The organism is Martinezella sp. CNPSo 3890 (assembly GCF_057784455.1).
On the sequence record NZ_JBXSOR010000003.1, the window covers coordinates 280,069 to 305,296 of the forward strand.

Here is a 25,228-nt window from a genome sequence, read left to right on the forward strand (position 1 = left end):
TTTTTTTGTCAAAAAAATTTCAGAGGGCGCCGAAAACTCAATGAAATCAAAGCTCAAGAATTCCTGATGCAACACGCACCGCCTGGCCGCCGATACGTGCATTGGCGATCAGGCCGCCATCGATGTCGAGGTGAAGATGAATCAGCGACGGCCGGCCCATCTCGATGCCCTGCTCTATGATGACCGGATGATGTCCATCCGGCAGGGCGTCGAATTGATTGATCGCACCGGATAGCGCCGCCACCGCAGCACCTGTCGCAGGGTCCTCGACGATACCCATTCCCACGGGGAACATGCGCGCATGGAATTTGGCAACGTGATTGACGCCGCCGCGACAATAGATGAAAGCCGAGGCAAGCGCGCCGTCGACGAACGGCACCGTCTTTTCCCAGAGCTGCTGATCGAATTCCAGCCTTTCCGCCGCGCCGACGTCGTGAACCGGCACCAGAAGAAACGGTACTCCGGCACTCCAGATCGAGGGCACATGATTCTCGAAGCCGATTTCGGTGATCTTCAGGCTGAGTGCATTGGCGATATCGGCCCTGTCGAGCGGCAGCAGGATCTCCTGCGACTTTTTCGGCAGGTCGAACTCTGCAAAGCTCGCCTTGTTCTGTCGCAGCTTGATGGCGCAGCGCACCGGCCCGACGCGCTCGTCGAGAACGGAAACGAGATCGAGATCTCCGCCGTGATTGGCATGGGCCTTCTCCGCCAAGGCGATCGCCGTGCCGACAGTCGGATGCCCGGCAAAAGGCAGTTCGCGACCAGGCGTGAATATCCGCAGGTTTGCCGTGTGGGCGGGATTTTGCGGCGGCAGCACGAATACGGTCTCGGAAAGGTTCATCTCCCTGGCGATCGCCTGCATCGCCTCGTCGCTCAACCCTTCGGCATCGAAGATGATCGCGAGTGGATTGCCCGCCAGTTTGCTGTCGGTGAACACATCATAGACACTGTAGCTGCGCGCCAATCCGGCCTCCATCATGCTTCCAGACTCGAATATTCATAACTGCAAGCGACTCCAGTGCAAGCCCAAGCTATTTGTCGCTGCCGAAGAACCAGGCGAGGATCGGAAGCATCGCAATATTGTAGGGATGCGCCGTTGGGTCGGCCGATCGAATAGCGACCACGCCATCGACCTCGTCCTCTTCGGAAACGAGCATATGCGCCTCGATCCTCCGCAGCATGTCCTCGGCCGTCCATGGAAAACGGAAGACCCGAAGAAGCGTGATCGAACGCCTTATATGCATTGCGTGATATCCGGATACCGGCGCGGCATCATTTAGATCGAGACCAGTCTCCTCCAACACCTCGCGCCGCATATTGCCTTCGACATCGGCACGCCCGTCGACGATATCGTTCTCATCCATCGATCCGGAGGCACAATAGACCTGACCGGGATTTGCGGTATGGGCAGCCATGCGTATCGCGATGATCGCTCCATCCGACGATACGATGACGGGGAAGGCAAAAAGGTGAAACGCTCCCGGCTGACGCTGCTTTCGCCAAAAGAGAAATGTCGAGAAGGGTGCTACATAGGCCTCCCCCTTCACTGCACCGCTTGTAAGCGACAGCCTGTGCTGCAAGATCATGCGACCGTCATAGAGTGATGGATTGGCGGCAATTTCCTTTGCCCAATTTTCCCGCGCCGCCTCTTGCGCGCGCATGTGAAACGGATGTTCGCCGCGAAACACCGTAAGATCGATGCTGGAAATTGGGAAGACGGTGCTTTCCGGCGGCCAGCCGGCCATGTCGTTCTGTTCTGAGAGGGTCATATCAAATCCAATGTCATGACGACAGGGCAATGGTCGGAGGCCTTCGGCCTATCCCAGCCAACGCGCGGATAGCGCTCCACCTCCTGCCCCGGTGGAAAAATAGTGCGGAAAGGCTGGCCCGAACGGATGATATTGGGCATGCGCGTCGCATTGGCCCGCGCCAGAGCCGGAGAGAGCCAGATATAATCGAGCTGGCAAAGGCGCTGCTCCTGTGGTCCGCGGGCGTGGTAAAGCGTCCAGCGGTCAAGTTCGTCGCGCCGCTGCATGACGTTTTCGGCGAAACCATCATGGCTGAAGACATCGAGTGCGCTCCCCTTCTCCTCGCCGCGCGGTTCGAAGCGATAGCCGGTGCGGCGCGTGCCGATGACATCAACCCATTCCTGATAGTCGTTCATATCGCCGCAGATGGCGAAATTCTTCGTCGCCGTGTGGCCGGCCCCGAAACGATCTTCGATGATGCGGCGAACCGCCATGGTCTCCGCCCGGCGGATCGGCATGGTCGCATGACGTCCATCCAGGCCTTCACGCGCCGGTCCCATCGATTTCAGATGGATGACGTAGAGCGAGAACGGTACGCCACCGATATGGAGATGCAGCTCCAGGCAATCGCGCTTGAAGATCTTGTCCTCCGAATGAAGGCCGAGCTCCGCAAGCTCGTCATTGAAAAGGCCGAAATTGCCATAGGTCACCATGGCGTGACTCTTGATATCGTTGAGGATGATCGGCTGGCCGTCGCGCGTCTCCTCGCGCATCATGACGGCCACATCGATGCCACGGCTGTCATTGCCTTCGATGAGGAACTTCTGGCGGTAGCCATTGCCGACCATGCGATAGAGATAACCATATTCGAAAGCCTGCAGCGCCGCCATGTTGTCGACCTCCTGCAAGCAGATGATGTCGGCATCGGCATCCGCGATCGCAAGCGCCGTCATCTGCCTTGTGTCATCGGTGGCGGCAACCACCCGGGCTGCCTCCAGCTGCTGATAGACCTCTTCATTGCGAACATCGAAAAGCTGCAACACGCGATCCTGGCGCAACTGGTTGCGAAAACCAGTGTAATCAAAACGGGTCAGAAGGTTTTCGACATTGAAGGTCGCAAGGCGCAGGGACATGAAGCATTCCGATTTAAGAAGAATATGAGCCGGCTTATTATACTCACATCATCCAGCTTTGGCTGTTACAGTCGATTTGAACTTGCCCATCAGATACGGTCCGGACAGAACAGGCGCATATTTCGGCTCCTCGCCTTCCTTGAGGCATGACGGCAGGCAGGCGATCTCGGCAAACCAGTTCGGCTGATGGAAGAAGGCAAGGGATTGCCGCCGCTGCATGCCGCCCTCCTCCGGCGGCGGATTGACGACGCGATGCACGGTCGAGACCCAGCGATCGTTGGTCCAGAGCGCCATCAGGTCGCCGATGTTGATGACGAAAGCACCCTCCACCGGCGGCACCGGCGTCCAGTTGCCATCAGGAGCGATGATCTCGAGCCCTTTCGAGCCGGGTTGCGGCAGGAGGATCGTCAGGCTGCCGTAATCGGTATGCGCGCCGGCGCGAAGCTGGCCCGGCTGCGGTGGCACATGCTGCTCGGGATAATTCAGCGCCCTCAGCGCACTGATCGGCGCATCGACGTGAGGATCGAAGAAGTGCTCATCGAGGCCGAGCGCCGTCGCGAACACGCGCATGATGCGCGCCGCCAGATCCTCCATCGCCCGATAATAAGCCTTCCAAGCCTCCACGAACCCTTCTGGCGCCTCCGGCCAGATGGTGGCGGCATAGCAGAAGCCGAGCGCTTCCGGATCGCTCATGCCTGCGGGAATGGAAAGCGGGCCGCCACTGAAGCTTTCCTTCAGATCCGGCGGCGTGTCGACATTACGCGATTTTGCCAGCGCTTCGGTGCCCGGCCCGAGATAGCCGTAAGGGTAGCCGGGATAGAGCGTCTTGGCGCGCTGCTTCGTTTCGGGCGGCAGATCGAAGAAGGACTGCGTTTTCTTCCAGACCTCTGCGATGACGGCATCCGCAACGCCGTGATTGGCAATTGCCAGAAAGCCGGTCGAGCGGCATATCCGATCCACCTCCGCGCCGAGCCGCTTTTTCTCGTCGTGACCGGCTGCTTCGAAAGCGCCGAGGTCGAAAATCGGAAAGCTATGATCGGACATGCGCGACTCCCCTTCGTGACGTCGAGCAAATCAAGCATAGGAGGCGACAGGGAACAACCATCTTGTCCCTTGCCCGATCAAAGCCGCCAAGCCGAGCGGATGGCAACCCGGTAGTCGTCGCCAGCGGTGACGGCATCGCGGCTATAGGCACGCAGCACCTGTCCATCCGGCATAGACAATCTTAGCGCATAACGCTCGCCCTCATAGAGAACAGAATCGACGCGGCATGAAATGCCCTCCCCGTCGACAACCACGTCTTCAGGCCGCACGAGAATATCCGCGCTGGCCGAGCCGCCTATCCGATTTTCCCACAGGCCTCGGAAGGACGGCCAGTCGATGCGGCGCGGACCGCCATCGGGAAAAGCGAGCGACAGAATGGCGCCCTGCCCGACCAAGCCGCCGACCAGTTTCCCCTCAGGGCGAGCATAGATCTCCGCCGGCGGCGCCACCTGCAATAGCCGCCCTTCGGACATGACGGCGACATCGGTCGCAAGCGCCATCGCTTCGCTCTGGTCGTGCGTGACATAAACCATGGTGGCACCCGAGCGCCGGTGAAACTCGCGAAACGTCTCCTCCATCTCCTTCTTTAGATGGCGATCGAGATTGGCAAGAGGCTCGTCGAGCAGCACGACATCGGGCGATGTCACCAGGCAGCGCGCAAGCGCCACGCGCTGCCTCTGACCACCGGAGAGATCGGCTGGCCGGCGCTCGGCATAATCGTCAAGCCGCACGGTCGCCAAGGCCTCGCGCACCTTCTCTCGGTAACGCTCGCCGGAAATGCCGCGCACCTTCAGCGGATAACCGACATTGTCTGATACGTTCATATGCGGCCAGAGCGCATAGGATTGAAACACCATCGCCATGTTGCGCCGCTCAGGCGGTAACATGTTTGCGGCATCCGCCAGCAGCCGCTCTCCGAGATGAATGGAGCCATCCGTTGGCTGTTCGAAACCGGCGATCATTCTGAGTACGGTCGTCTTGCCGCAGCCCGAGGGGCCGAGAAGCGCCAGGAAGCCGCCTTCACGCACATCGAGCGACAAGGCGTTGACGGCAGAGCGCCCGCCCGTGCCGAAATCCTTGCTGACATGATTGAGGATCAGCTTCGCCAAGGCACCACTCCCTTCGGCAGGCGCTTGGCCATGATTTCCAGAAGCACCATCATGATGACGACCATGGCGATGACGATGACCGACATGGCAGAGGCAAGATCGGCGCTGCCACCATCATCGAGATTGTAGATGACGACGCCAAGCGTCTGCGTGCCTGCCGACCAGAGCAACGCCGAGACGGTCAGCTCGTTGCAGGCAATGAGGAAGACGAGGATCACCGAGGCACCCGCCGCCGGCGCGATCAGCGGCACGATGATATCGGTCAATCGGCGGAAGAAACCCGCGCCGGAAAGACGCGCCGCCTCCTCCAATGCCGGATCGAGTTGCAGGAAGGCACTCATCACCGGCTTCAGGCTGACGGCGAAATAGGCGGAGAAATAGGCAAGCAGGATGATCCAGATCGTGCCGTACAGCGTAACATTGAGGATCGGCAGAGGGGCGGCAAACACCAGAATAAAACAGACGGCGATGATGATGCCCGGAAGCGCATAGGGGATCTCGATCATGCCGCCAACGATGCGGCTGAGCGCGTCCTTGCGCCGCGTCAGCGTATAGGCGGTGAGCACCGTCACCAATAGGAGACCAAAAGCTGTCATACCCGCGAGGAACAGCGAATTGGCGAAGGCGGTGCGCGTTATGCTCTGCCGAAACAGGATTTCGGTGAAGGCGTTGAGCGATGCCGTCTTGAAGGTAAGCGGCACGCCATAGGCCGGCACCAGCGCGCCTGCGACCAGCGCCAGGAAAGGCGCAACAAGCATGACGAAGAGAATGGCACAGAGCGCCGGCAACGCCAGATAGCGCCAGCGACCGAGCGAAAAGGCGGCTGTTGCGCCGGAAATGCCAATGACGCGATAGTCGCGCCCCTTCAAGGCCCTGCCCTGCACGGCAAGCCCGGCAACCGCAATGACGGCGATCATCGTCGACAGCACGGCAATATCGCCGAAGGTGCGCGGCCCGAAATTGGAAAACTTGGTGAAGATCAGCGTCGACAGAGTGTAGATCGACGCGGGAATGCCGAGGATCGCGGGAATGCCGAAATTGCCGATAGACGAGACGAAGGCGATCGCGGCGCCTACAATGACACCGGGCAGAGACAAGGGCAGAATGATATCGCGGAAGACGCGCAGACCGGAGGCCCCAGAAAGCCTTGCAGCCTCGACGCCATCGCGCGGCAGCGCCATCAGGCCGGCGCGCAACGCGAGATAGACGAGCGGCGCATGCTGGACGCCGTAGAGAAGCGCAATACCGCCAACGGAATAGAGCGGCTGCGGCGAGCCGAGCGGCGGCGCGATGTGTAGCGCTTTCAGCAAGGGGCTCGACGGCCCGGACATCTGCACCCAGGCAAGTGCCGTCACCTGCGGCGGGATCATCATCGGCAACACGAAGAGGAAACCGAGCAATCCCCTGCCTGACAAATCTGTCAATGTCAGCAGGAATGCGAAGAAGCAGCCGAGCAAGACGGAAACTACGGTGCCGAGCACGGCTGTTTCTATCGTGTACCAGGCCGAGCGCCAGAGCGAGGGATCGGTAAGGAGTTCATAGGTGCCGCCTTTGAGCAGCGCCTCGATGCCGACGAACGCCAGCCGCGCCAGCGGCAGGACGCTGAGCAAAAGCACGACGGCAACAACAAAAGGAAACAGCCAGGCCGGCTGGCTGTTTCCTCGACGCACATATGAGTACATTCCAGATCCGGGTCGGATTACTTCGACTTGAAGTAGGTGGAGAAGGTCTTCAGGTCCTGATCCGTGTTCTTGAGAGCATCGGCTGCATTCAACGGCAAAACCTTGATGCTGTCACGTGCCGGAAAACCTTCCGGCAGCGGCGTGCCATTGCGGGCCGGAATATACCCAAGCTTCAAGAAGCCTTCCTGGCCTTTTTCGGAGAGGACGTAATCGACAAACTTCTTGGCCGCATCGGCGTGCTGCGTGCTGGCAAGAATGCCGACCGGCTCGGTGACGGCCGAAACGCCTTCCTTCGGGAAAACGAACTCCAGCGGAGCGCCCTTGGCCTTTTCACGGACCGGCATGTAGTCGACAATCATGCCATAGGCCTTCTCGCCAGAAGCAACCGACTTGAGCACGGCACCATTGCCGCCCGAGGCGATCGCACCGTTGTCGGCCAGGTTCTTGTAGTAATCCCAACCGAGGCTGCTGACGCCGGCAAGCGTCTGTGCGTGGATGAGAGCGGCGCCCGAGGCAAGCGGGCTCGGCATGGCGACCAAGCCTTTTGCTTCGGGCTTCACCAGATCCTGCCAGCTTGCCGGCTTCATTGCGGCCGCCGTGTTATAGACGATGCCGGTCGTGATCAGCTTGGTGGAGTAATAATAACCATCGGCGTCATAGAGCGAGGCATCGTAGTTCTTGGCTTCCGGTGACTTGTAGGCGAGCAGCTTGCCGGCTTCCTTCAGGCGCTCCAACGTCACCGTATCGGCGATCAGCAGAACATCGGCGACCGGAGCGCCGGCCTGCATTTCGGCCTGCAGTTTGGCGATGATCTGCGGCGTGCCGTCGCGCACCCAATCGACCTTGATGCCGGGATTGGCGGCCATGAAGCCATCGACGGTCGCCTGCGCATCGGCATTCGGCTGGCTGGTATAGAGGACGAGATCGGCAGCGTTTGCGGTGCCGGAGAAAAGGGCAATGGCCAACAGGCCGGCAAAGGGGGAAACAAAGGTCTTCATGAAAACGTCCTCGACTAGGTTCTAGGAGGTTGTCTAGACGCAGGGCTTAACATGATTGTGACAGTTGAATTTGAATAGATTGCCGTTCGTATGATGATTGAATCTTGACCATCGGCATCCGGCGCTATTTCTTGACGTACGTATTTCAGACGGGATCGAGGAGGACAGATCTATGGAATATCGCCTGCTTGGCCGCTCCGGCCTTAAAGTTTCCACCATCACCATGGGCACCATGACTTTCGGCGGCGTCGGCTGGGCGAAAACTGTTGGCGATCTTGGCGTCAAGGAAGCAAAGAAGCTCGTCGACATGTGTGTGGATGCCGGCGTCAATCTGCTCGATACGGCCGACGTCTACTCGCAAGGCGCATCGGAAGAAATTCTCGGCGAGATCATCGGCGGCCCGCGCAAAAACGGCGTGCTCATAGCCACCAAGGCGCGCTTCCCAATGGGGCCGGGCGTCAACGATGTCGGCTCATCCCGCCAGCATCTTATCCAGGCTTGCGAGGCAAGCCTGAAGCGCATGAAGACCGATGTGATCGATCTCTACCAGCTGCATGAGTGGGACGGACAGACGCCGCTGGAAGAGACGATGGAGGCGCTCGACACTCTGGTTCGCCAGGGGAAGGTCCGCTACATCGGCTGCTCGAACTTTTCCGGCTGGCACATCATGAAGGCACTTGGCGTCAGCGAGCGCGACAAGCGCGAACGCTTCGTCAGCCAGCAGATCCATTACACGCTCGAAGCACGCGACGCGGAAAACGAGCTGGTGCCCATCAGTATCGACCAGGGCCTCGGCATTCTCGTCTGGAGCCCGATTGCCGGCGGCCTGCTCTCGGGCAAGCATCGCCGCAACCAGGCAACGCCGGAAGGCACGCGCCAGTTCGCCGGTTGGACGGAACCACCGATCCGCGATGAAAACCGCCTGTGGAATATCGTCGATACGCTTGTCGAGATAGCTGACAGTCGCGGCGTTTCGGCCGCTCAGGTGGCGCTTGCCTGGCTCATCGGCCGCAAGGGCGTGACCTCGGTCATCATCGGCGGCCGCACCAAAGCCCAGTTCAAGGACAATCTTGCGAGTGCCGAGCTGAAGCTGACGGACGAGGAACGCAAGCGGCTCGACGACGTCAGCCTGCAGCCGCTGATGTATCCCTATTGGCACCAGCGCAATACCGCCAGCGATCGGCTGAGCGAGGCCGATCTGGCTCTGATCGGCCCGCATCTGGCGAAGTGACGAACCCCTTCTCCCCTCGGGGAGAAGGTGCCGACAGGCGGATGAGGGGGTACCTGCCAAAACGCACGAAAATCCATGAAATCAAATCGACCCGCCCCCTCATCCGGCCCTTCGGGCCACCTTCTCCCCGCTGGGGAGAAGGCAGAAACTAGGCCGCCATTGCTCCGATCTCGCCTGCAATCAGCTTACCGAGTCGCGAGATACCCTCTTCGATCATCTCGTCATTGGCGCAGGAGAAGCTGACGCGGAAGGTATTCGCGCCGCTACCGTCGGCGAAGAATGCCTGCCCCGGCACGAAGGCGACCTTCGCCGTCTCCAGCGACCGCGCAAGCAGCTTGGCGCCGTCCATGCCTTTCGGCAGGGTGATCCAGACAAACATGCCGCCTTGCGGCTTCGTCCAGCTCGTACCGTCGGGCATGTATTTCGCAAGCGCGGCCAACATGCAGTCGCGGCGATGGCTATAGGCCTTGCGGATCTTGGCGACCTGCGCTTCGAAACCGCGCTCCGCAACCTGATGGATGGCGATCTGGTTGATGGTCGATGAATGAAGGTCTGCCGCCTGCTTCATCAGGACGAGCTTGCGGATGACGGGCGCGTTGGCGACGATGAAGCCGACGCGAAGGCCCGGCGCCAGCGTCTTCGAGAAGCTGCCGCAATAGATCGTGCGCGTGTCGTTGATGCTGCCCTTGCGCGCGATTTCCAGGGCCAGGATCGGCGCAACCGGCTCGCCGTCATAGCGCAGCGACTGATAGGCAGCGTCTTCGATGACGGCGATATCGAGTTCTTCGGCAAGGTCGAGCAGCTTCTCGCGACCGGAGAGATCGACCGTTTCGCCCGTCGGGTTGGCAAAATCGGCCGAGAGATAGGCAAACTTTACCCTGCCGCCGGCCTGCGAAGCCGCGGCGCGATAGGAGTCCGGCGTGCGATTGCCATTCGGCGTCAGCTGGTCGTAGGTCGGTTCATAGGCATTGAAGGCCTGCAGCGCGCCGAGATAGGTCGGCGCTGTCACCAGCGCCGTATCCTTCGGCGACAGGAAGAGCTTGCCGAGATAATCGAGACCCTGCTGCGAGCCGGAAACGATGAAGACGTTTTCGAGCTCGCAGGGAATACCGAGTGCGCCCATCTGGCCGACAAGCCATTCGCGCAGCGGTTTGTAGCCCTCGCTGACCGAATACTGCAGCGCTGCATTGACAGTCGAGCCGGAAAAGATATCGGCATAGGCCTGCTTGAATTCGGCGTCCGGAAACAAGGCCGGATCGGGAATGCCGCCTGCGAAAGAGATGATATCCGGCCGCTCCAAGAGTTTCAGCAGCTCGCGGATTTCGGAGGCGCGCATACGGCTCGAGCGCGTCGCAAAGATATTTTCCCAATTCAACATGGGGCTTCCTCGTAATTTTTGATCTTTCTGACACAAGATCACGCAACAAAAGATAAGTCAATAATGCTGACCTATTTTGTTTGTGACGGTGACAAACAACTCTCGAAACGATCGCAGCCTTGCCGGTCATCGATGCTAGATCGCGTCTGAAATGACCTACACATTTCTCTCTCTAGGTGCTATTCTTACGCTCAATCCATCGATCGGAAAAACGTAAGAATGGCCACAGCAACCCTCTCCTCGAAATTTCAGATATCGATCCCGAAAGAAGTTCGCGACCAGCAGCACTGGACTGCGGGTCAGGAGTTCATCTTCATTCCCAAGGGCAAGGGCGTGCTGCTTATCCCCGTACCCGAACTTGCCGACCTTAAGGGCATGGCGAAGGGTGCCAACCCCGGCAATTACCGCGACCGGAAAGACCGGTTCTAATGCGCGTCGTTGATAGCTCGGCGTGGATCGAATGGCTAACCCAAGGTCCGGCTGCAGATCGGCTCCAGGGCGAAATACCTGCGCGAACCGAATGCATCGTCCCCACTATCGTCCAGCTCGAACTCGCCAAATGGCTGGAGCGCGAGCGCGGCGAGGACGCAGTCGATTCCTTTTTCGCCTATACCGCCACCTGCATCATAGCTCCCCTCGATACCGCCCTCGCCCGTCGCGCTGCCGAAGTCTCGGCGAAACACAAACTCGCACTCGCCGACGCAATCATCTACGCCACGGCCGAACTGCACGACGCCGACATTCTGACGCTGGACGCCCATTTCAAGGACCTGGATCGCGTGGTCTATTTTGGCAAAGCACAATAGATATTTGTCCTTTTCCGCTTAAACGCGATACATCTCGAAAAAGGCGCCAACCAGGCATGAGCACCGATCCGACATCGTCCTTCTATACCGACAACGCCGCCGTCTATGCGGCGCGTGAACGCAGGCTGCCGCGCCAGAGGCTGGATGCCTTTCTGGCCGCCCTGCCGACGGGCGCAGCCATTCTCGAACTGGGTTGCGGCGCTGGCCAGGATGCCGCCTATATGCTCTCGCGCGGCTTCGATGTTACGCCCACAGACGGTTCAGCAGAGCTTGCGAGGGAAGCGGAAAAGCGTCTTGGCAAGCCCGTTCGAGTCATGCGTTTCGAAGACTTGGATGCCACCGAAATCTTCGACGGCATATGGGCGGAGGCCAGCCTCCTGCATGTTCCGCGATCTGCCCTGCCGGATATCTTCGATCGCATTTTGCGCGCCCTGAAAACGGGCGGCATCTTCCACGCCAGCTTCAAGGCAGGAGAAGCGGAAGGGTATGACAAGTTCGGACGCTATTACAACTATCCGTCGGCCTCATGGCTTCGGGGTATGCTGAGCGTCGGAGGATGGAAGAACATCACCATGACCGAAGCCGATGGTGGCGGCTTCGATGGCGAGCCGACAAGGTGGCTCTACGTCGCGGCCCATAAGTAGAAAGGCCGGAGCTTTCGCCCCGGCCCTCCATTCCGGCAATGCCGAAAGCTTAGTTGACCGACTTGTCGACCAGCTTGTTCTTGCCGATCCAGGGCATCATGCCGCGCAGCTTGGCGCCGACTTCTTCGATCTGGTGGCTGTCGTTGTTGCGGCGGATGCCCTTGAAGCGGGCAGCGCCAGAACGGTATTCCTGCATCCACTCGGAGGTGAACTTGCCGGTCTGGATGTCCTTGAGGACGCGCTTCATCTCAGCCTTGGTCTCTTCGGTGATGATGCGCGGACCGGTGACGTATTCGCCCCACTCGGCCGTGTTCGAGATCGAGTAGTTCATGTTGGCGATGCCGCCTTCATAGATCAGGTCGACGATCAGCTTCACTTCGTGCAGGCACTCGAAATAGGCCATTTCCGGAGCGTAGCCAGCTTCAACCAGCGTTTCGAAGCCGGCGCGGATGAGCTCGACGAGACCGCCGCAGAGAACGACCTGTTCGCCGAAGAGATCGGTTTCGCACTCTTCGCGGAAGTTGGTTTCGATGATGCCCGAACGGCCGCCACCGACGCCGCAGGCGTAGGAAAGCGCGAGTTCAAGGGCGTTGCCGGAAGCGTTCTGGTGAACGGCAACGAGGCAGGGAACGCCGCCGCCCTTCTGGTATTCGCCGCGAACCGTGTGGCCCGGGCCCTTCGGAGCGATCATGACGACGTCGACCGAAGCCTTCGGCTCGATGAGGCCGAAGTGAACGTTGAGACCATGGGCGAAAGCGATCGCAGCGCCGTCACGGATGTTCGGAGCGATTTCGGACTTGTAGATGTCGGCCTGCAGCTCGTCCGGGGTCGCCATCATCATCAGGTCGGCCCAGGCGGCAGCTTCGGCAACGGTCATGACCTTGAAGCCGTCGGCTTCGGCCTTCTTGACGGTCGGGGAACCGGCCTTGAGCGCGATCACAACGTTCTGTGCGCCGCTATCCTTCAGATTCAGCGCGTGCGCGCGGCCCTGAGAACCGTAGCCGATGACGGCGACCTTCTTCGACTTGATGAGGTTGAGATCGGCATCACGATCGTAATAGACGCGCATTGTTTGTCCTTCCCTTTGCTTGTCTGGGTAAACTTCTAAGTCTCAGACGGTCGCTGCCGCTTCCGCCAATACCTTTTCCGTGCCGTAAAGCCGGAGGAAAGCGGTGACCGCTTTCTCAGCCTGACGGCTCGTATCCTTCAAACCGGGCTCACCGAGCAGCATGCGCACATGCAAATCGGAGACGATGAGCCCATAAAGCGTGTGATATGCCTCGTCTGCATCGGCAAAGCGTAGCAGCCCTGCCCGCTTGCCGGCATCGATGAGACCGATGGCGCGGCGGTCGATCTGCCGGCGTCCGCGCTCCAGGAGCAGCTTGCCGAGCTTCGAGCCATCGCGGTTCGACTGGCCGATCGCCAGACGGTTCAACGCAAGTGAAACGTCGCCGGCCAAAACCTCGAGCAGATCGCGGGCGAAAATGACGAGATGGTCATGCAGGCTTGCCGTATTCAGCCGTTCGCCATTGCGCTCGAAGGTGCGAACCTTGCTGGCCTGGTAGGTGATCATCGCAGACAGGAGGCCATCGCGATCACCAAACCACTTATACAAACTTTCCTTGGAGCAATTGGCGGCGCGCGCGACACCCGAGGTCGTCAGCGCCTTCTCGCCGCCGTCGACAAGCAGACGCAGCGCCTGTTCCAGAACCGCGTTCTGGCGCGGCGAAAACTCGCTCGACTGTCCTACTTCGCTCAGCACGATGGCCACTCCCAAATGCGTACCGTACGGTACGGTTCGTGGCGCTTTATGCAGGACACCGATGCAGTCGTCAAGCGGAATTCGTTGCTGCACTGCGTTAAAAGAGAGTGCTTGTCAGGTTGCTAAACGGTAGCGGTTGCCACGAGCCGGCCAGTCGATCAAGAGAACTTGACGCAAATGATTGGTCGGAAACATCCCCTACTCGGCCGAGACAACGCTATTGCGCATGGCCTCGACATCCTTCAGCGGCGGCAGGCCGTAAAGGCGGCTATATTCCCGGCTGAACTGCGAGGGGCTCTGATAGCCGACGCGGTGGCCGGCCGATCCGACGTCGAGCTGTTCGACGATCATCAGCCGCCGCGCCTCATGCAGCCGAAGCTGCTTTTGATACTGCATCGGCGAGAGGGCCGTAACAGTCTTGAAATGGTGATGCAGCGAGGAAACGCTCATGCCGACACGCTCGGCGAGCTCTTCGATGCGCAACGGCTGTGTATAGTTGTTGCGGAGCCACGCGACGGCACGCGCCACTCGGTTGGTCTGGCTTTCTGCCATGGCTATCTGCAGCAAACGAGGTCCGTTCGGGCCGGTCAGCAGGCGATAGAGGATTTCCTGCTCGATCAAAGGCGCCATGGCCGGAATATCTTCGGGCCGATCAAGCAATCGGAGCAGGCGCAGCGAGGCATCAAGCAGTTCCGGCGAGGCGGCATTGACCGCAATTCCGCGCACAGGCTCGGCAGTCAGTGCCTGACGCGGAATGCTGACGCGCGACAGCAGCTCCTTCAAGCGTTCGCTGTCGAGCGCCATGCCGAAGCAAAGATAAGGCGTATCGCTGCCGACATTGGTGACCTGCGTCGATACAGGCAGGTCGAGCGCAGTCAAAATATACTCGCCGACGCCGTAATTATAGGTCTCGGCGCCGATTGTCAGGTTCTTGCGTCCCTGGACCACGATTGCAAAACAAGGCCGGTAAGCCCCATGCTGCCACACGGTCGCGGCCGACTGCCGATAGAGATTAAGATTGTCTATCGGCGTGCGGTGTTCGCCGTCCCCCGGAGCGAAACGTGCAACGATCGATGCGAGTTCCTGATTGGGATTGAAAGGCAGTGTCATGCGCAACCAACTGTTTTCGAGCAGATATCGATGCCTATCTAGGTAACACCATTCGATCGCGAAAGATCTACCGCACATTTAGATTCGCAGGATCGTACATAAAGCTTGCAGGATCGCTCTAACGCTGTGGCCCGATCCTGATGCATGGTGGGCCATCCAAATTCTACTCCCAACCCATCCGAAAAGATAAGGAAATCTCCCATGCCTATCGCAAAGGGTTATGCAGCAACCGACGCGTCCAAGCCGCTCACCCCCTTCACCTTCGAACGCCGCGACCCGAATGCGGACGACGTTGTCATCTCCGTCAAATATTGCGGCGTCTGCCATTCCGACATTCATCAGGCCCGCAACGAATGGGGCTTCTCGAAGTATCCGATGGTGCCGGGCCATGAAGTCGCCGGCATCGTGACCGCCGTCGGTGCCGAGGTCACGAAGTTCAAGGTCGGCGACCGCGTCGGCGTCGGCTGCTTCGTCAATTCCTGCACGACCTGCGCCACGCGCGATTTGGATTACGAGCACTACATGCCGGGCCTCGTTCAGACCTATAACGACGTCGAAGCGGACGGCGAGACACCGACCTACGGCGGTTACTCCGACTCGATCGTCGTCAAGGAAGGCTACGTCCTCTCCTTCCCCGACAACATTCCGCTCGACGCAGGTGCTCCGCTGCTGTGCGCCGGCATCACGCTCTATTCGCCGCTGCGCCACTGGAAGGCCGGACCGGGCAAGAAGGTCGCTATCGTCGGCATGGGCGGCCTCGGCCACATGGGCGTGAAGCTGGCCCACGCCATGGGCGCCGACGTGACCGTCTTGAGCCAGACGCTGTCGAAGAAGGAAGATGGCCTCAAGCTCGGCGCCGACCATTATTATGCGACCAGCGATGCCGAGACCTTCACCAAGCTCGCCGGCAGCTTCGACCTTATCCTCAATACGGTCGGAACCGCCATCGACTGGAACGCATATCTCAACCTGTTGAAGTATGACGGCAGCATGGTGTTGCTCGGCGTTCCCGAACATGCCGTTCCGGTTCATGCCTTCTCGCTCATTCCGGGCCGCCGCAGCCTTTCCGGCTCCATGATCGGCTCTATCAAGGAAACTCAGGAAATGCTCGACTTCTGCGGCGAGCACAATATCGTTTCGGAAATCGAGAAGATCAGCATCAAGGACATCAACGAAGCTTACGAGCGCGTGCTGAAGAGCGATGTCCGCTATCGCTTCGTGATCGACATCGCCTCGCTGGCATAAGCCGAAAAGGGCGGCGTCCGATCCGGACGCCGCCCTCCCTTATTCTTCGCGCATGCTTTCCCGCTGCGTGATCAGCCGGGCGCTGTGCTGCCGGCTGATATAGATCCACAGCCAGCTCCAGGCGACCGCGATGCGCCAGCGCACGCCGATCAGGAAATAGATATGGGCAAGTCCCCACACCCACCAGGCGAGCCAGCCCTTAAGCTTGATCCAGCCGAAATCGATGATCGCGGCACTTTTACCGATCGTCGCCAGGCTGCCTTGATGGCGATAGTGAAATGGCCCCGGCGCTGGCCGGCCCGCAAGCTTTGCCTTGATGACCTTGGCGACATAAGCGCCTTGCTGTTTTGCCGCTGGAGCGATCCCGGGCACCGGACTGCCATCGTCCCGCATGACGGCCGCCGTATCGCCGATGACGAAAACATCGTCTTTGCCTGGCGCCCTCAGATCCTTATCGACAATGGCTCGGCCGGCACGATCGGCTGGAATGCCAAGCCATTTTGCCGCCGGCGATGCCTCGACGCCCGCAGCCCAGACGATGGTGCGGCATGGCACGAACGCATCGCCGATCGTCACGCCTTCGGCCGTGCATGAGGTGACGGGTCTGCCGAAGCGAACATCGACACCCAGCAGTTCCAGTTCCTTGTGCGCATAGTCGGAGAGCTCTTGCGCAAAAGCCGGCAACACCCGTGGACCGGCCTCGACAAGGATGATCTTCGCCTTGCGGGTATCGATATTGCGGAACTCCTTCGGCAGTGTCGTCCTTGCCAGCTCGGAGATGATACCAGCAAGCTCGACACCCGTGGGACCCGCGCCGACAATTACGAAGGTCAACAGCGCCTCGCGGACGGCCGGGTCGGTTTCCATTTCCGCCTGCTCGAAGGCCAGCAAGAGGCGCCGGCGGATGGTGGTCGCATCCTCCAGCGTCTTCAATCCCGGCGCCACCGGCTCCCACTCATCATGGCCGAAATAGGCATGGGTGGCGCCGGTTGCCAGCACCAGCGTGTCGTAATGGACCTTTTGGCCATTCTTCAGGAGCACCTCATGCGCCGCGCTATCGACGCCGACGACCTCGGCAAGCAGCGTCGTCACTTCAGGCCGATCGCGGAAAAAGTTGCGGATCGGCCAGGCGATCTCGGAAGTCGCAAGCAGAGTGGTCGCGACCTGATAGAGGAGTGGCTGAAAGAGGTGATGATTGCGCCGATCGATCATCGTTATACGGACGGGGGCACCCTTCAGATCGTTGGCGAGCTGTACCCCGCCAAAGCCACCTCCGACCACAACGACATGATGATCCTGCATGGCAACACCTCGCGATTAAGTCCGCTCGAAAACGTAGGGTTGAGAAGGATATGCAGCAACCGTCTTTTACGCATGGCACCTCTGCACGGCTACGATACGGCAAGGCGCCTATTGCGCATACCCGACAGGAACGGAGGTGCCGCTTTTAAGTTCCTCCATCGAGATCGATGCGGAGACGTCGAAGAGCTCGACCTTGCGCACGAGCTGCTTGTAGATGACATCGTAATGCTCGACACGCGGCAATACGATCTTCAGGATATAATCATAATTGCCGGTAAGCCGATGCGCCTCGACGATTTCGGGGATGTCACCGATAACCCTGCGGAAGGATTCGATCCACTCGTCGGCGTGATGCGCCGTCTTGATCATCGCATAGACCGTAGTCGGCACCCCCATTCTTTCGCGGTCGAGCACGACGATGCGCCGAGCTATATGCCCGCTCTCCTCCAGCCGCTGTATGCGCCGCGAGCAGGCCGAAACCGATAAGGCCACACGATCGGCAAGTTCCGTGACGGAGATGCCGGCATCCGCCTGCAGAAATTCGAGAATCTTTCGGTCACGTTCGTCCAGCATGTGCGGTAATTCCCTATATGCGCGCCGTTATTTTGCACATAAATCGAAAAATGCGCAAACTTTTGCAGAGAGATCCTGATAAGCTTCAAAAAACGCAAACATACGGCGGATGAATCACCGCACTATTCCTCCATTCAACATCCACGAGCGGAGAACAGCATTATGCGCACCATTGGCCTGATCGGCGGTATGAGTTTTGAGAGTTCTGCAGTTTATTATCGCCTGATCAACGAAATGGTCCGCGAGCGCCTCGGCGGCCTCTCCTCCGCCGAACTGGTGATGTACTCCGTCAATTTCGAAGAAATCGTCGCGCTACAGAAGGCGGGGCGCTGGAACGATGCCGCCGACCGGCTCGCCGATGCTGCGCAGCGCCTGCAGTCGGCCGGCGCCGAATGTGTGCTCATCTGCACCAACACCATGCATCTGATCGCGCCTCAGGTTGCCGAGCGCGTTTCCGCACCGCTTATTCATATCATCGATGAAACCGCCGCAGCCTTGAAGGCGGCCGGTCGGGTCAAGCCTCTACTACTCGCCACGCGCTACACGATGGAACACGGCTTCTATGCCGAGCGCATGGCTGAAAACGGCGTCTCCATCATGGTCCCCGGTTCCGAGGATCGCACCGTCACGCACGATATTATCTTCAACGAACTCTGCGCCGGCATCATCAAGGACGAGTCGCGCCGGAAGCTGAACGTCATTATCGAGCGCGCCAAGGCCGAAGGCGCCGACAGCGTTATTCTCGGCTGCACCGAGATCTGCCTCATCCTCGATCCGAAGGCGCTGATCCTGCCGGGCTTCGATACGACGACGATCCATGCGGAAGCGGCTGTGGATTTTGCTCTCGCGAATGAAAAAGCTCGCAGCAGCTGCGCGGCCTGAGTCCAATCAATTTACTTGACTGAGTCCAATAAATAGCCAACATCGTCTCCTGTATCTGAGGAGACGATGCCATGAGTCCTGCTGCCGAATTCGCGACCATCGATGCCGTTCGCGACTTCAACCGTTTCTATACGAATTTTCTCGGCGTCCTGAACAAGGCCTATCTCGACAGCCCCTATACGCTTACGGATGTGCGCGTGCTATTCGAAGTCGGCTTCCGCGGCGGCGTCGCCGCCTCGGCGCTGACGCGCGATCTCCATCTCGACCCCGCCTATCTCAGCCGTATCGTCAAGCGCTTCCGCGAGGATGGGCTGGTCGAGACGACGCCCGATCCGACCGATGCGCGCAGCCAGGTCATAAAGGTCACCGATAAGGGACAGGCGCAATTCGAGGAATTCGTCCGCCGCTCACGCGCGCAGATCGCCGGATATTTCGAAAAGCTCGCGATCGGAGAACCAGAGCGTATCGTGGCGGCAATGCGGACGATCCAGGACACGCTGGGCCCTGATCGAACCGCAGCGCCCCCCGCCATCATCCGCAACCATCGAGCGGGGGACATCGGCTGGATCGTACAAAGCCAAGCACGTTTTTACACCGAAGAATTCGGCTGGGACGACCGCTTCGAGGGATTGGTGGCCGAAGTCGCCGGTAAATTCCTGTCCAATTTCAATCCGCAGAAGGACCGATGCTGGATTGCCGAGCGAAGCGGCCTGAACGTGGGCTCCGTCATGATTACCGATGGCGGTGACGACATGGCGAAGCTTCGGCTGCTCTATGTCGACAAGACCGCACGCGGCCTCGGTCTCGGTAAGATGCTGGTCGACGAGTGCATCCGCTTCTCGCGCGATGCCGGCTACAGAACACTCTCGCTCTGGACCAATGATATCCTCGACACGGCGCGGGCGATCTACATCAAGGCGAGCTTCAGGCTTGTGTCGGAGGAAAGACATCGCATGTTCGGTCCGGAATTGAACGGTCAGACTTGGGTGCTCGATCTGTAAAACATCGCTGACCGTCTGCGCGGATAGACACACTGTGGCTTCGCCCTTATCTTCGATGCTTCCCTGATTTGCATTGAGATACCAGTGATGACCGCAAGTAGCGAAATCCGGATACAGCCCATATCAGCCGATCATATCGAAGGCTTTCACAAGGCGCTTGATACGGTCGCGCGCGAGCGGGAATATCTGTCGCTGCTCGAAGCCTTTCCCTTGGAAGAAACGCGCATTTTCGTGCTTGGTATGATCGAAAAGGGCAATCCGCAATTCGTCGCCTTGGCCGATGGGAAAGTGGTCGGCTGGTGCGATATCAGCCGCCATATGTTTCCCTCTCACGCCCACGCCGGCAAACTCGGCATGGGCATCATCCCCGCCTATCGCGGCAAGGGCCTAGGTCGTCGCTTGATCGAAGCAACGCTGCGCGCCGCGCGTGATGCGGAAATAGAACGCATCGAACTCAGCGTCCATGCGGACAATGACAGAGCCATCGCGCTCTACGAAAAAGTCGGCTTCGTCCGCGAGGGTCTCGCACGCAATTCCGTCCGCATAGACGGACGTTATAAAGACGCGATCCATATGGCGTTTTTCCACGAATAACGAAACCAGCCGCCGCCATTCTCGCAATGTCTTGCTGCGGCGCAAAAAATCGCTTGATTTGGAAACGATCATTTCCTAAAAGAGTGACATGACGATAGACACTCTCGATACCGCACCGAAGCTTCGTGGACGCCCGCGTGAATTCGACATGGATTCCGCGCTCGATGAAGCACTGCGCGTCTTTTCCGAGCGCGGCTATTATGCAGCCTCGATCAGCGAATTGACCGAAGCCATGGGGCTGACCGCAGGCAGCGTCTACAAGGCTTTCGGCGACAAGCGCGGCGTCTTCCTGGCCGCATTCAACAGGTATCGCCAAGTCCGTCAGCAGCTGATCGACGACGCGCTTGCCAAGGCGCCGAATGCCCATGAAAAGCTGCGGACTTTGGTGAGGTTCTTCGCGGAGGCCTCGTGCGGCGAGATCGGTCGCCGCGGCTGCCTCGTGGTTGGAAGCGCGACAGAGCTCGCCCTTTTCGACGAAGAAGTCGCCGGTCGTGTCGGCGTCGCCTTCGATTTCGACGAAAGGCGCATCCTCAATCTGATCCGCCTCGGACATGAGGATGGCTCCATACCGAAGCATGTCGATCCCGAAAGTACCGCTTGCGCTCTGCTTGCCCTGACCAAGGGTATGCGCGTGATTGGCAAGACCGGCCGCAAGGCCGAACATATGCTCGCCGTCGCCGAAACCGCCATGAAACTGCTGAACTGATTTCCATCGAAATTTCTGGGAACACGCTTCCCTGCCCGCATCGAGGACGAAACATGCCCGCAACTGCCGCTGCCCGACGGGAGAGCACGCCGCTCCCCGAAAAGACCATTTCGCCGCTTCTCACATTCATGTTCGCCGCCGCCTGTGGGTTGGTAGCCGCCAATCTCTATTATGGTCAGCCGCTCGCCGGTCCCATCAGCCAGTCGCTCGGCTTCAGCCCGGCGGCGACCGGCCTTATCGTCACCCTGACGCAGATCGGCTACGGCCTCGGCTTGTTGCTGATCGTCCCACTCGGCGACCTTCTTGAGAACCGGAAACTGGTACTGACGCTGGTAGCGCTATCTGCTATCGCGCTCATAGGCGCAGCTTTTGCCTCCTCGCCGTCGCTGTTCCTGCTCGCCTCGCTCTGCATCGGCCTGGCGTCCGTCGCGGTGCAGGTCCTTGTCCCCTTTGCTGCCCACATGGCGCCGGACGCCAGCCGCGGCGCTGTCGTCGGCAATGTCATGAGTGGCCTGCTCGTCGGCATCATGCTCGCCCGCCCGGCTGCGAGCTTCCTGTCCGAGCTTTTATCCTGGCACGCGGTCTACATCATTTCAGCCGGCGTCATGATCGGGCTGATCGTCATCCTGCGCCTCGTTCTGCCGACCCGCGTGCCCCATACGAGGCTGCATTATGGGCAGCTGCTGTCCTCCATGGGCCACCTCGCGCTTCGCACGCCGGTCCTGCAGCGTCGGGCGCTGTATCAGGCCTGCATGTTCGGCGCCTTCAGCTTGTTCTGGACGACGACACCACTCTTGCTGGCGAGCCCGGCCTTCGGTCTGACGCAAAATGGTATCGCCCTTTTCGCGCTTGCCGGCGCGGCGGGGGCAGTCGCCTCGCCGATTGCCGGACGTGTTGCCGATCGCGGCTGGACAAAGCTTGCCACCGCCTTCGCTCTGACGATCGCCATCGTCGCCTTCCTGATCGGCCATTTTTCCGGCAGCGGCTCGTTGCTGGCACTCATCACCTTGACGCTGTCAGGGATCATGCTGGACTTCGGCGTTCAGACGAACCTCGTGCTCGGCCAACGCGCCATCTTCGCGCTCAGCGCCGAACATCGCAGCCGCCTTAACGGCCTCTACATGGCGACCTTCTTCGCGGGGGGCGCCCTCGGTTCGGCGCTTGGGGGCTGGGCCTATGCGACCGGCGGCTGGAACCTAGCCTCCTGGATCGGCGTCGCCTTCCCGGTCATTGCGCTGCTTGCCTTCCTGACCGAGAGCAATTCCAGGAAAAGTGCGTAGTGGTTTTCCGTCCGGAATTGCTTGGAAACAAAGGGATAGAGCCTTTTCGCTATTCGAAGGAAAGCGGAAAGGCGAGCGCAAGAACTGATCAAGACGGCTGCGGCACGGCTTGCCGCAGCCAGTCGCATTCCCGCAATCCGGCGCCGTGGAACGGATCGACCAGCGTACCGGAAACGATGCCCGCCAGGATCTGCGGCGCCGGCGGCACCTTGGCGATGGTCGCGACCAGCCGGTCGCGGATCCAGGCCAATGCTGCAGAGTCCGATTGGTAGAAAGGCGTGAAAGCGGCAGACAGCAGCTGGAACAGCCGCACATGCATCCGCCGTGCCTTGGCATAGGCAGCAAGAGCGGCTTCGATCGTTTCATGTCCTGCCAGAGCATGCGCCAGAGCCGCGACATCGAGCAGCGCCATATTGGCACCCTGCCCCAGCTGCGGGCTGGTGGAATGAGCCGCATCGCCGACGAAGACAGTCCGTCCGCTATAGGGCGTCATCACAGTGCGGTGGGCATAGCGCGCCAGGGTCAGTTGGTCCCAATCGATGATCTGCTCCAGTAAGGGCTCGCATTCCGGCCAGTAGCCGCGGATCGTCTGCTTCCATCGCTCAAGCCCACGCTTGCGCACCTCATCGGCGTCAGCGACTTTCAAGCTCCAGAACAGAGCCGCCTGCTTCGGCAAATCCGGCCGTCTGCTGCCGATCGGCAAAACGCCGATCATCACGCTGGCCTTGTCATAACGCTGCGTCAGCGCCGCTTGGTCCACCAACCCTTCGGGGCAACCGAGCGTCGCCCAGAAAGCGCCGTAAACGAGATTGCGGGCACGCGGCACGACAGGCGAGGCTGCGACCAGTTCCGAACGCGCACCACTGGCGTCGATGACGAGATCATAGGGTCCCAGCCGCTCACCGCCTTCGACGGAGAGATAGCTTTCACCGCCCTCCTCCATCACACCGATAACACGCTGTCCCGTATAGATCGGATGTCGCCGTGCAGAGACTTCATCGTAAAGCGTATCGAACAGCGCCGCACGATGAACGCCAAGCCCGTAGCGCCCGCCCGGCAGCGCGTTGTAGCGCACATCGAGGACGATGCGGCCGCGAGTGGTCTCCGTGCCGAACAATCGATCGATGCGATTGCCGGCCGCATGGATCGCCGGACCAAGCCCAAGCGACTCAAGCACCGTCAATCCGGTCGGCTGCAGCATTAGCGCCGAACCCACGGGAGCCGGGCTATCGAACCGTTCGATGATATCGGTGGTATGACCAGCGCGAGTGAGAAAGAGAGAGGCGGCAAGGCCGGCAGGTCCGGCGCCGACGATAGCAATCTTCAAAGGCTTCACGATGGGCGGCTCAGTCCGGCGATTGATCGAAACGGGCGCGGGCGGCCTTGACGGCCTCGTGATTGGCTTCTGCCCAATTCAGGAGATGAGCCAGCGGCTCGTACAGCGAATGGCCGAGTTCTGTCATCCGATATTCGACGCTCGGCGGCTTGGTGGGAAATACCTCCCGGTCGATATAGCCGTCGCGCTGGAGATCGCGCAGCGTTTGCGTCAGCATTCTTTGGGAGATGTCGGGCACTAAGCGGCGCAACTCGCCGAAACGATACGGTCGCTTGGCCAGTGTTTCCAGCAATAGCACCGACCATTTTCCGCCGATCTGCGAGATCAGGTCCCGGACGGGGCAATTGCCGAAATCAAGATTGCTGAGATCGAAGTCGCGCAGCGGCGGATCCTTGCTGCGCAGACTGACGACGGCGCTGGCTGCCATGCCGGTTCCCTTTTGGTAACTTGGAGCCCAAAAACTGCCTCCTTTACACCATGAAGTCAATTCCTATTCTAGTGCTAGTCTCTTTTTGAGAGCAACAAACCGCTGTTAATGTGCGGCGGTCCAACAAGGGAAAACATATGAGCAGCACTCTTCTCGTCACCGGCGCCGCCGGTAAGCTTGGCCAGCGCGTCATTCATCACCTGCTGGAGACATACAAGGTCGCTCCCGGCCGCATCGTCGCCGCAACGCGCAGCCCCGAAAAGCTTGCCGATCTCGCCGCCAAGGGCGTCATCACCCGCAAGGCCGACTTCGATGATGCCGCTGGTTTGCCTGCTGCTTTTGCCGGTATCGACCGGCTGCTGATCATCAGCACCGATGCACTCGCCGTACCCGGCCTGCGCCTGAAGCAACACACGGCTGCCGTCGAAGCCGCGAAGAAGGCGGGCGTGAAGCATGTTCTCTATACCTCAATGCCAGCCCCGGACGGTTCCCTCGTCACCTTCGCACCTGACCACCTCGGCACTGAAAACGCCATCAAGGCAAGCGGCATCGGCTACACGATCCTGCGCGACGCCTGGTACTTCGACAACTACCTGATGGGCCTGCCGCACAGCCTCGAAACCGGCAAATGGTATACAGCAACCTGCGGCGGCCGTATCAGCAACATCAGCCGCGAAGATTGCGCACTCGCCATCGCCGCCGCCCTGGCTTCCGACAAGACAGAAAGCGCCACCTATACGCTGACGGGCTCGACCGCCGTCACCATTGAGGACGTCGCAAGCGTCGTCAGCCGGATCAGCGGCCGTCCGCTTGAGGTTGTGCAAGTCAATGACGAACAGTTCGCTGCCGGTCTCGCCGGCGCCGGCCTGCCGCCCTTCGTCGTCGACATGCTCGTCTCCGCCGACGCCAACACCCGCGCCGGCAAATTCGACATCCTCACCAACGACTTCAACAAGCTCACAGGCAAGGAGCCGCAGACGCTGCGCAGCTTCTTCGAGGAACATAAGGCAGCGTTGGCTGGCTGAGTTTTGGAAGAGGTCAGGTGAGGCTTCGTTTGCCTCACCCTTGCGCATGGCCCCTCACCCCAGCCCTCTCCCCGCAAGCGGCAGGGCTATCGCATATGGAGGCGGACGAGCACCATAAGCTCCTTCTCCCCTTGGGGAGAAGGGGACAGCGGCGATCTCCGCTCATATGCGATACCCCTGCTGCAAGCGGGGCGAGGGAGTTTTGGTGCTTC

General features: G+C 59.9%; 26 protein-coding genes. 11 read left to right on the forward strand and 15 right to left on the reverse strand.

Annotated features, from left to right (window positions below):
* Window positions 1-46 precede the first annotated feature (46 nt).
* The 7 genes from AC13RC_RS11255 to AC13RC_RS11285 all read right to left on the reverse strand — a co-directional run bounded on the left by AC13RC_RS11255 (window position 47) and on the right by AC13RC_RS11285 (window position 7,714).
* Entirely contained in the window at window positions 47-964 is a 918-nt protein-coding gene (locus tag AC13RC_RS11255) for a PhzF family phenazine biosynthesis protein (RefSeq protein WP_173004625.1), read from the reverse strand.
* A gap of 67 nt (window positions 965-1,031) precedes the next feature.
* Entirely contained in the window at window positions 1,032-1,769 is a 738-nt protein-coding gene (locus tag AC13RC_RS11260; protein ID WP_488557170.1) for an NUDIX hydrolase, read from the reverse strand.
* Window positions 1,766-2,881 (reverse strand): endonuclease/exonuclease/phosphatase family protein, encoded by a 1,116-nt coding sequence (locus AC13RC_RS11265; protein ID WP_488557171.1) that lies wholly within the window; start codon window positions 2,879-2,881, stop codon window positions 1,766-1,768. Before AC13RC_RS11265 ends, AC13RC_RS11260 begins: the two co-directional genes overlap by 4 nt.
* 48 nt (window positions 2,882-2,929) lie before the next feature.
* Window positions 2,930-3,925, reverse strand: a complete 996-nt coding sequence (locus tag AC13RC_RS11270; RefSeq protein ID WP_488557172.1) for an isopenicillin N synthase family dioxygenase — start codon at window positions 3,923-3,925, stop codon at window positions 2,930-2,932.
* A gap of 77 nt (window positions 3,926-4,002) precedes the next feature.
* Window positions 4,003-5,034, reverse strand: coding sequence for an ABC transporter ATP-binding protein (locus tag AC13RC_RS11275; RefSeq protein WP_488557173.1), 1,032 nt, complete (start codon window positions 5,032-5,034; stop codon window positions 4,003-4,005).
* Entirely contained in the window at window positions 5,022-6,716 is a 1,695-nt protein-coding gene (locus tag AC13RC_RS11280) for an ABC transporter permease (RefSeq protein WP_488557174.1), read from the reverse strand. Before AC13RC_RS11280 ends, AC13RC_RS11275 begins: the two co-directional genes overlap by 13 nt.
* A 17-nt stretch (window positions 6,717-6,733) precedes the next feature.
* Window positions 6,734-7,714, reverse strand: a complete 981-nt coding sequence (locus tag AC13RC_RS11285; RefSeq protein WP_488557175.1) for an ABC transporter substrate-binding protein — start codon at window positions 7,712-7,714, stop codon at window positions 6,734-6,736.
* Window positions 7,715-7,886: 172 nt separating this feature from the next.
* Here AC13RC_RS11285 and AC13RC_RS11290 point away from each other — a divergent pair, with 172 nt between their 5' ends.
* Entirely contained in the window at window positions 7,887-8,945 is a 1,059-nt protein-coding gene (locus AC13RC_RS11290; RefSeq protein ID WP_488557176.1) for an aldo/keto reductase, read from the forward strand.
* A 148-nt stretch (window positions 8,946-9,093) separates the two neighbouring features.
* On the opposite strand, the gene AC13RC_RS11295 is transcribed toward AC13RC_RS11290, so the two are convergent.
* The gene (locus AC13RC_RS11295) at window positions 9,094-10,323 is read right to left on the reverse strand and encodes an aminotransferase-like domain-containing protein (protein WP_145316846.1); all 1,230 of its coding nucleotides are present in this window, start codon (window positions 10,321-10,323) and stop codon (window positions 9,094-9,096) included.
* A gap of 219 nt (window positions 10,324-10,542) precedes the next feature.
* On the opposite strand from AC13RC_RS11295, the gene AC13RC_RS11300 reads away from it, so the two are divergent.
* The 3 genes from AC13RC_RS11300 to AC13RC_RS11310 are packed head-to-tail and all read left to right on the forward strand — an operon-like array spanning window position 10,543 to window position 11,773.
* Window positions 10,543-10,752, forward strand: a complete 210-nt coding sequence (locus AC13RC_RS11300) for an AbrB/MazE/SpoVT family DNA-binding domain-containing protein (RefSeq protein ID WP_112721102.1) — start codon at window positions 10,543-10,545, stop codon at window positions 10,750-10,752.
* Window positions 10,752-11,129, forward strand: coding sequence for a type II toxin-antitoxin system VapC family toxin (locus AC13RC_RS11305; RefSeq protein WP_145632671.1), 378 nt, complete (start codon window positions 10,752-10,754; stop codon window positions 11,127-11,129). The genes AC13RC_RS11300 and AC13RC_RS11305 overlap by 1 nt, the downstream gene beginning before the upstream one ends.
* A gap of 56 nt (window positions 11,130-11,185) precedes the next feature.
* A complete protein-coding gene (locus tag AC13RC_RS11310) occupies window positions 11,186-11,773 on the forward strand; it encodes a class I SAM-dependent methyltransferase (protein ID WP_145316842.1) in 588 nt (195 codons plus the stop codon).
* 49 nt (window positions 11,774-11,822) lie between these two features.
* On the opposite strand, the gene ilvC is transcribed toward AC13RC_RS11310, so the two are convergent.
* From ilvC to AC13RC_RS11325, 3 genes are all read right to left on the reverse strand, one after another.
* Window positions 11,823-12,842, reverse strand: a complete 1,020-nt coding sequence (gene ilvC / locus AC13RC_RS11315; protein WP_069612460.1) for a ketol-acid reductoisomerase — start codon at window positions 12,840-12,842, stop codon at window positions 11,823-11,825.
* A gap of 42 nt (window positions 12,843-12,884) precedes the next feature.
* On the reverse strand, window positions 12,885-13,535 hold the full coding sequence (locus tag AC13RC_RS11320) for a TetR/AcrR family transcriptional regulator C-terminal domain-containing protein (RefSeq protein WP_047633861.1): 651 nt from the start codon (window positions 13,533-13,535) through the stop codon (window positions 12,885-12,887).
* Between the two features lie 198 nt (window positions 13,536-13,733).
* Window positions 13,734-14,645 (reverse strand): AraC family transcriptional regulator, encoded by a 912-nt coding sequence (locus AC13RC_RS11325; RefSeq protein WP_488557177.1) that lies wholly within the window; start codon window positions 14,643-14,645, stop codon window positions 13,734-13,736.
* Window positions 14,646-14,846: 201 nt separating this feature from the next.
* Between AC13RC_RS11325 and AC13RC_RS11330 the strand changes: the two genes are divergently transcribed.
* Window positions 14,847-15,890: an NAD(P)-dependent alcohol dehydrogenase gene (locus tag AC13RC_RS11330; RefSeq protein WP_488557178.1), complete on the forward strand. Its 1,044-nt coding sequence runs from the start codon at window positions 14,847-14,849 to the stop codon at window positions 15,888-15,890.
* Window positions 15,891-15,929: 39 nt separating this feature from the next.
* Here AC13RC_RS11330 and AC13RC_RS11335 read toward each other — a convergent pair whose 3' ends face one another.
* Window positions 15,930-17,192, reverse strand: a complete 1,263-nt coding sequence (locus tag AC13RC_RS11335; protein WP_488557179.1) for an NAD(P)/FAD-dependent oxidoreductase — start codon at window positions 17,190-17,192, stop codon at window positions 15,930-15,932.
* A gap of 108 nt (window positions 17,193-17,300) precedes the next feature.
* On the reverse strand, window positions 17,301-17,765 hold the full coding sequence (locus AC13RC_RS11340) for an Lrp/AsnC family transcriptional regulator (protein WP_488493612.1): 465 nt from the start codon (window positions 17,763-17,765) through the stop codon (window positions 17,301-17,303).
* Window positions 17,766-17,927: 162 nt separating this feature from the next.
* On the opposite strand from AC13RC_RS11340, the gene AC13RC_RS11345 reads away from it, so the two are divergent.
* The 5 genes from AC13RC_RS11345 to AC13RC_RS11365 all read left to right on the forward strand — a co-directional run bounded on the left by AC13RC_RS11345 (window position 17,928) and on the right by AC13RC_RS11365 (window position 22,228).
* Window positions 17,928-18,647 carry an aspartate/glutamate racemase family protein gene (locus tag AC13RC_RS11345; protein ID WP_488557180.1) on the forward strand — a complete coding sequence of 240 codons (720 nt, stop codon included), beginning with the start codon at window positions 17,928-17,930 and terminating at the stop codon, window positions 18,645-18,647.
* Between the two features lie 71 nt (window positions 18,648-18,718).
* On the forward strand, window positions 18,719-19,648 hold the full coding sequence (locus AC13RC_RS11350) for a bifunctional helix-turn-helix transcriptional regulator/GNAT family N-acetyltransferase (RefSeq protein ID WP_488557181.1): 930 nt from the start codon (window positions 18,719-18,721) through the stop codon (window positions 19,646-19,648).
* Between the two features lie 87 nt (window positions 19,649-19,735).
* Complete coding sequence (locus AC13RC_RS11355; RefSeq protein WP_488493609.1) at window positions 19,736-20,242, forward strand: GNAT family N-acetyltransferase; 507 nt, start codon at window positions 19,736-19,738, stop codon at window positions 20,240-20,242.
* Between the two features lie 88 nt (window positions 20,243-20,330).
* Complete coding sequence (locus AC13RC_RS11360) at window positions 20,331-20,948, forward strand: TetR/AcrR family transcriptional regulator (protein ID WP_113332976.1); 618 nt, start codon at window positions 20,331-20,333, stop codon at window positions 20,946-20,948.
* 53 nt (window positions 20,949-21,001) lie between these two features.
* Window positions 21,002-22,228, forward strand: coding sequence for an MFS transporter (locus AC13RC_RS11365; RefSeq protein ID WP_488557182.1), 1,227 nt, complete (start codon window positions 21,002-21,004; stop codon window positions 22,226-22,228).
* A gap of 88 nt (window positions 22,229-22,316) precedes the next feature.
* On the opposite strand, the gene AC13RC_RS11370 is transcribed toward AC13RC_RS11365, so the two are convergent.
* Together AC13RC_RS11370 and AC13RC_RS11375 are read right to left on the reverse strand one after the other, a co-directional pair.
* Window positions 22,317-23,564: an FAD-dependent oxidoreductase gene (locus AC13RC_RS11370; protein WP_488557183.1), complete on the reverse strand. Its 1,248-nt coding sequence runs from the start codon at window positions 23,562-23,564 to the stop codon at window positions 22,317-22,319.
* Between the two features lie 10 nt (window positions 23,565-23,574).
* Window positions 23,575-23,991: a winged helix-turn-helix transcriptional regulator gene (locus AC13RC_RS11375; RefSeq protein WP_488557184.1), complete on the reverse strand. Its 417-nt coding sequence runs from the start codon at window positions 23,989-23,991 to the stop codon at window positions 23,575-23,577.
* 137 nt (window positions 23,992-24,128) lie between these two features.
* Here AC13RC_RS11375 and AC13RC_RS11380 point away from each other — a divergent pair, with 137 nt between their 5' ends.
* Window positions 24,129-25,016 carry an SDR family oxidoreductase gene (locus AC13RC_RS11380; protein ID WP_488557185.1) on the forward strand — a complete coding sequence of 296 codons (888 nt, stop codon included), beginning with the start codon at window positions 24,129-24,131 and terminating at the stop codon, window positions 25,014-25,016.
* The last annotated feature ends 212 nt before the right edge of the window (window positions 25,017-25,228 follow it).

Coding starts and splice junctions, on each gene's coding strand:
- AC13RC_RS11260 (WP_488557170.1), bottom strand. CDS start 1,769: ATGACCCTCTCAGAACAGAACGACATGGCCGGCTGGCCGCCGGAAAGC.
- AC13RC_RS11265 (WP_488557171.1), bottom strand. CDS start 2,881: ATGTCCCTGCGCCTTGCGACCTTCAATGTCGAAAACCTTCTGACCCGT.
- AC13RC_RS11270 (WP_488557172.1), bottom strand. CDS start 3,925: ATGTCCGATCATAGCTTTCCGATTTTCGACCTCGGCGCTTTCGAAGCA.
- AC13RC_RS11280 (WP_488557174.1), bottom strand. CDS start 6,716: ATGTACTCATATGTGCGTCGAGGAAACAGCCAGCCGGCCTGGCTGTTT.
- AC13RC_RS11285 (WP_488557175.1), bottom strand. CDS start 7,714: ATGAAGACCTTTGTTTCCCCCTTTGCCGGCCTGTTGGCCATTGCCCTT.
- AC13RC_RS11290 (WP_488557176.1), top strand. CDS start 7,887: ATGGAATATCGCCTGCTTGGCCGCTCCGGCCTTAAAGTTTCCACCATC.
- AC13RC_RS11295 (WP_145316846.1), bottom strand. CDS start 10,323: ATGTTGAATTGGGAAAATATCTTTGCGACGCGCTCGAGCCGTATGCGC.
- AC13RC_RS11300 (WP_112721102.1), top strand. CDS start 10,543: ATGGCCACAGCAACCCTCTCCTCGAAATTTCAGATATCGATCCCGAAA.
- AC13RC_RS11305 (WP_145632671.1), top strand. CDS start 10,752: ATGCGCGTCGTTGATAGCTCGGCGTGGATCGAATGGCTAACCCAAGGT.
- AC13RC_RS11310 (WP_145316842.1), top strand. CDS start 11,186: ATGAGCACCGATCCGACATCGTCCTTCTATACCGACAACGCCGCCGTC.
- ilvC (WP_069612460.1), bottom strand. CDS start 12,842: ATGCGCGTCTATTACGATCGTGATGCCGATCTCAACCTCATCAAGTCG.
- AC13RC_RS11325 (WP_488557177.1), bottom strand. CDS start 14,645: ATGACACTGCCTTTCAATCCCAATCAGGAACTCGCATCGATCGTTGCA.
- AC13RC_RS11330 (WP_488557178.1), top strand. CDS start 14,847: ATGCCTATCGCAAAGGGTTATGCAGCAACCGACGCGTCCAAGCCGCTC.
- AC13RC_RS11335 (WP_488557179.1), bottom strand. CDS start 17,192: ATGCAGGATCATCATGTCGTTGTGGTCGGAGGTGGCTTTGGCGGGGTA.
- AC13RC_RS11340 (WP_488493612.1), bottom strand. CDS start 17,765: ATGCTGGACGAACGTGACCGAAAGATTCTCGAATTTCTGCAGGCGGAT.
- AC13RC_RS11345 (WP_488557180.1), top strand. CDS start 17,928: ATGCGCACCATTGGCCTGATCGGCGGTATGAGTTTTGAGAGTTCTGCA.
- AC13RC_RS11350 (WP_488557181.1), top strand. CDS start 18,719: ATGAGTCCTGCTGCCGAATTCGCGACCATCGATGCCGTTCGCGACTTC.
- AC13RC_RS11355 (WP_488493609.1), top strand. CDS start 19,736: ATGACCGCAAGTAGCGAAATCCGGATACAGCCCATATCAGCCGATCAT.
- AC13RC_RS11360 (WP_113332976.1), top strand. CDS start 20,331: ATGACGATAGACACTCTCGATACCGCACCGAAGCTTCGTGGACGCCCG.
- AC13RC_RS11365 (WP_488557182.1), top strand. CDS start 21,002: ATGCCCGCAACTGCCGCTGCCCGACGGGAGAGCACGCCGCTCCCCGAA.
- AC13RC_RS11375 (WP_488557184.1), bottom strand. CDS start 23,991: ATGGCAGCCAGCGCCGTCGTCAGTCTGCGCAGCAAGGATCCGCCGCTG.
- AC13RC_RS11380 (WP_488557185.1), top strand. CDS start 24,129: ATGAGCAGCACTCTTCTCGTCACCGGCGCCGCCGGTAAGCTTGGCCAG.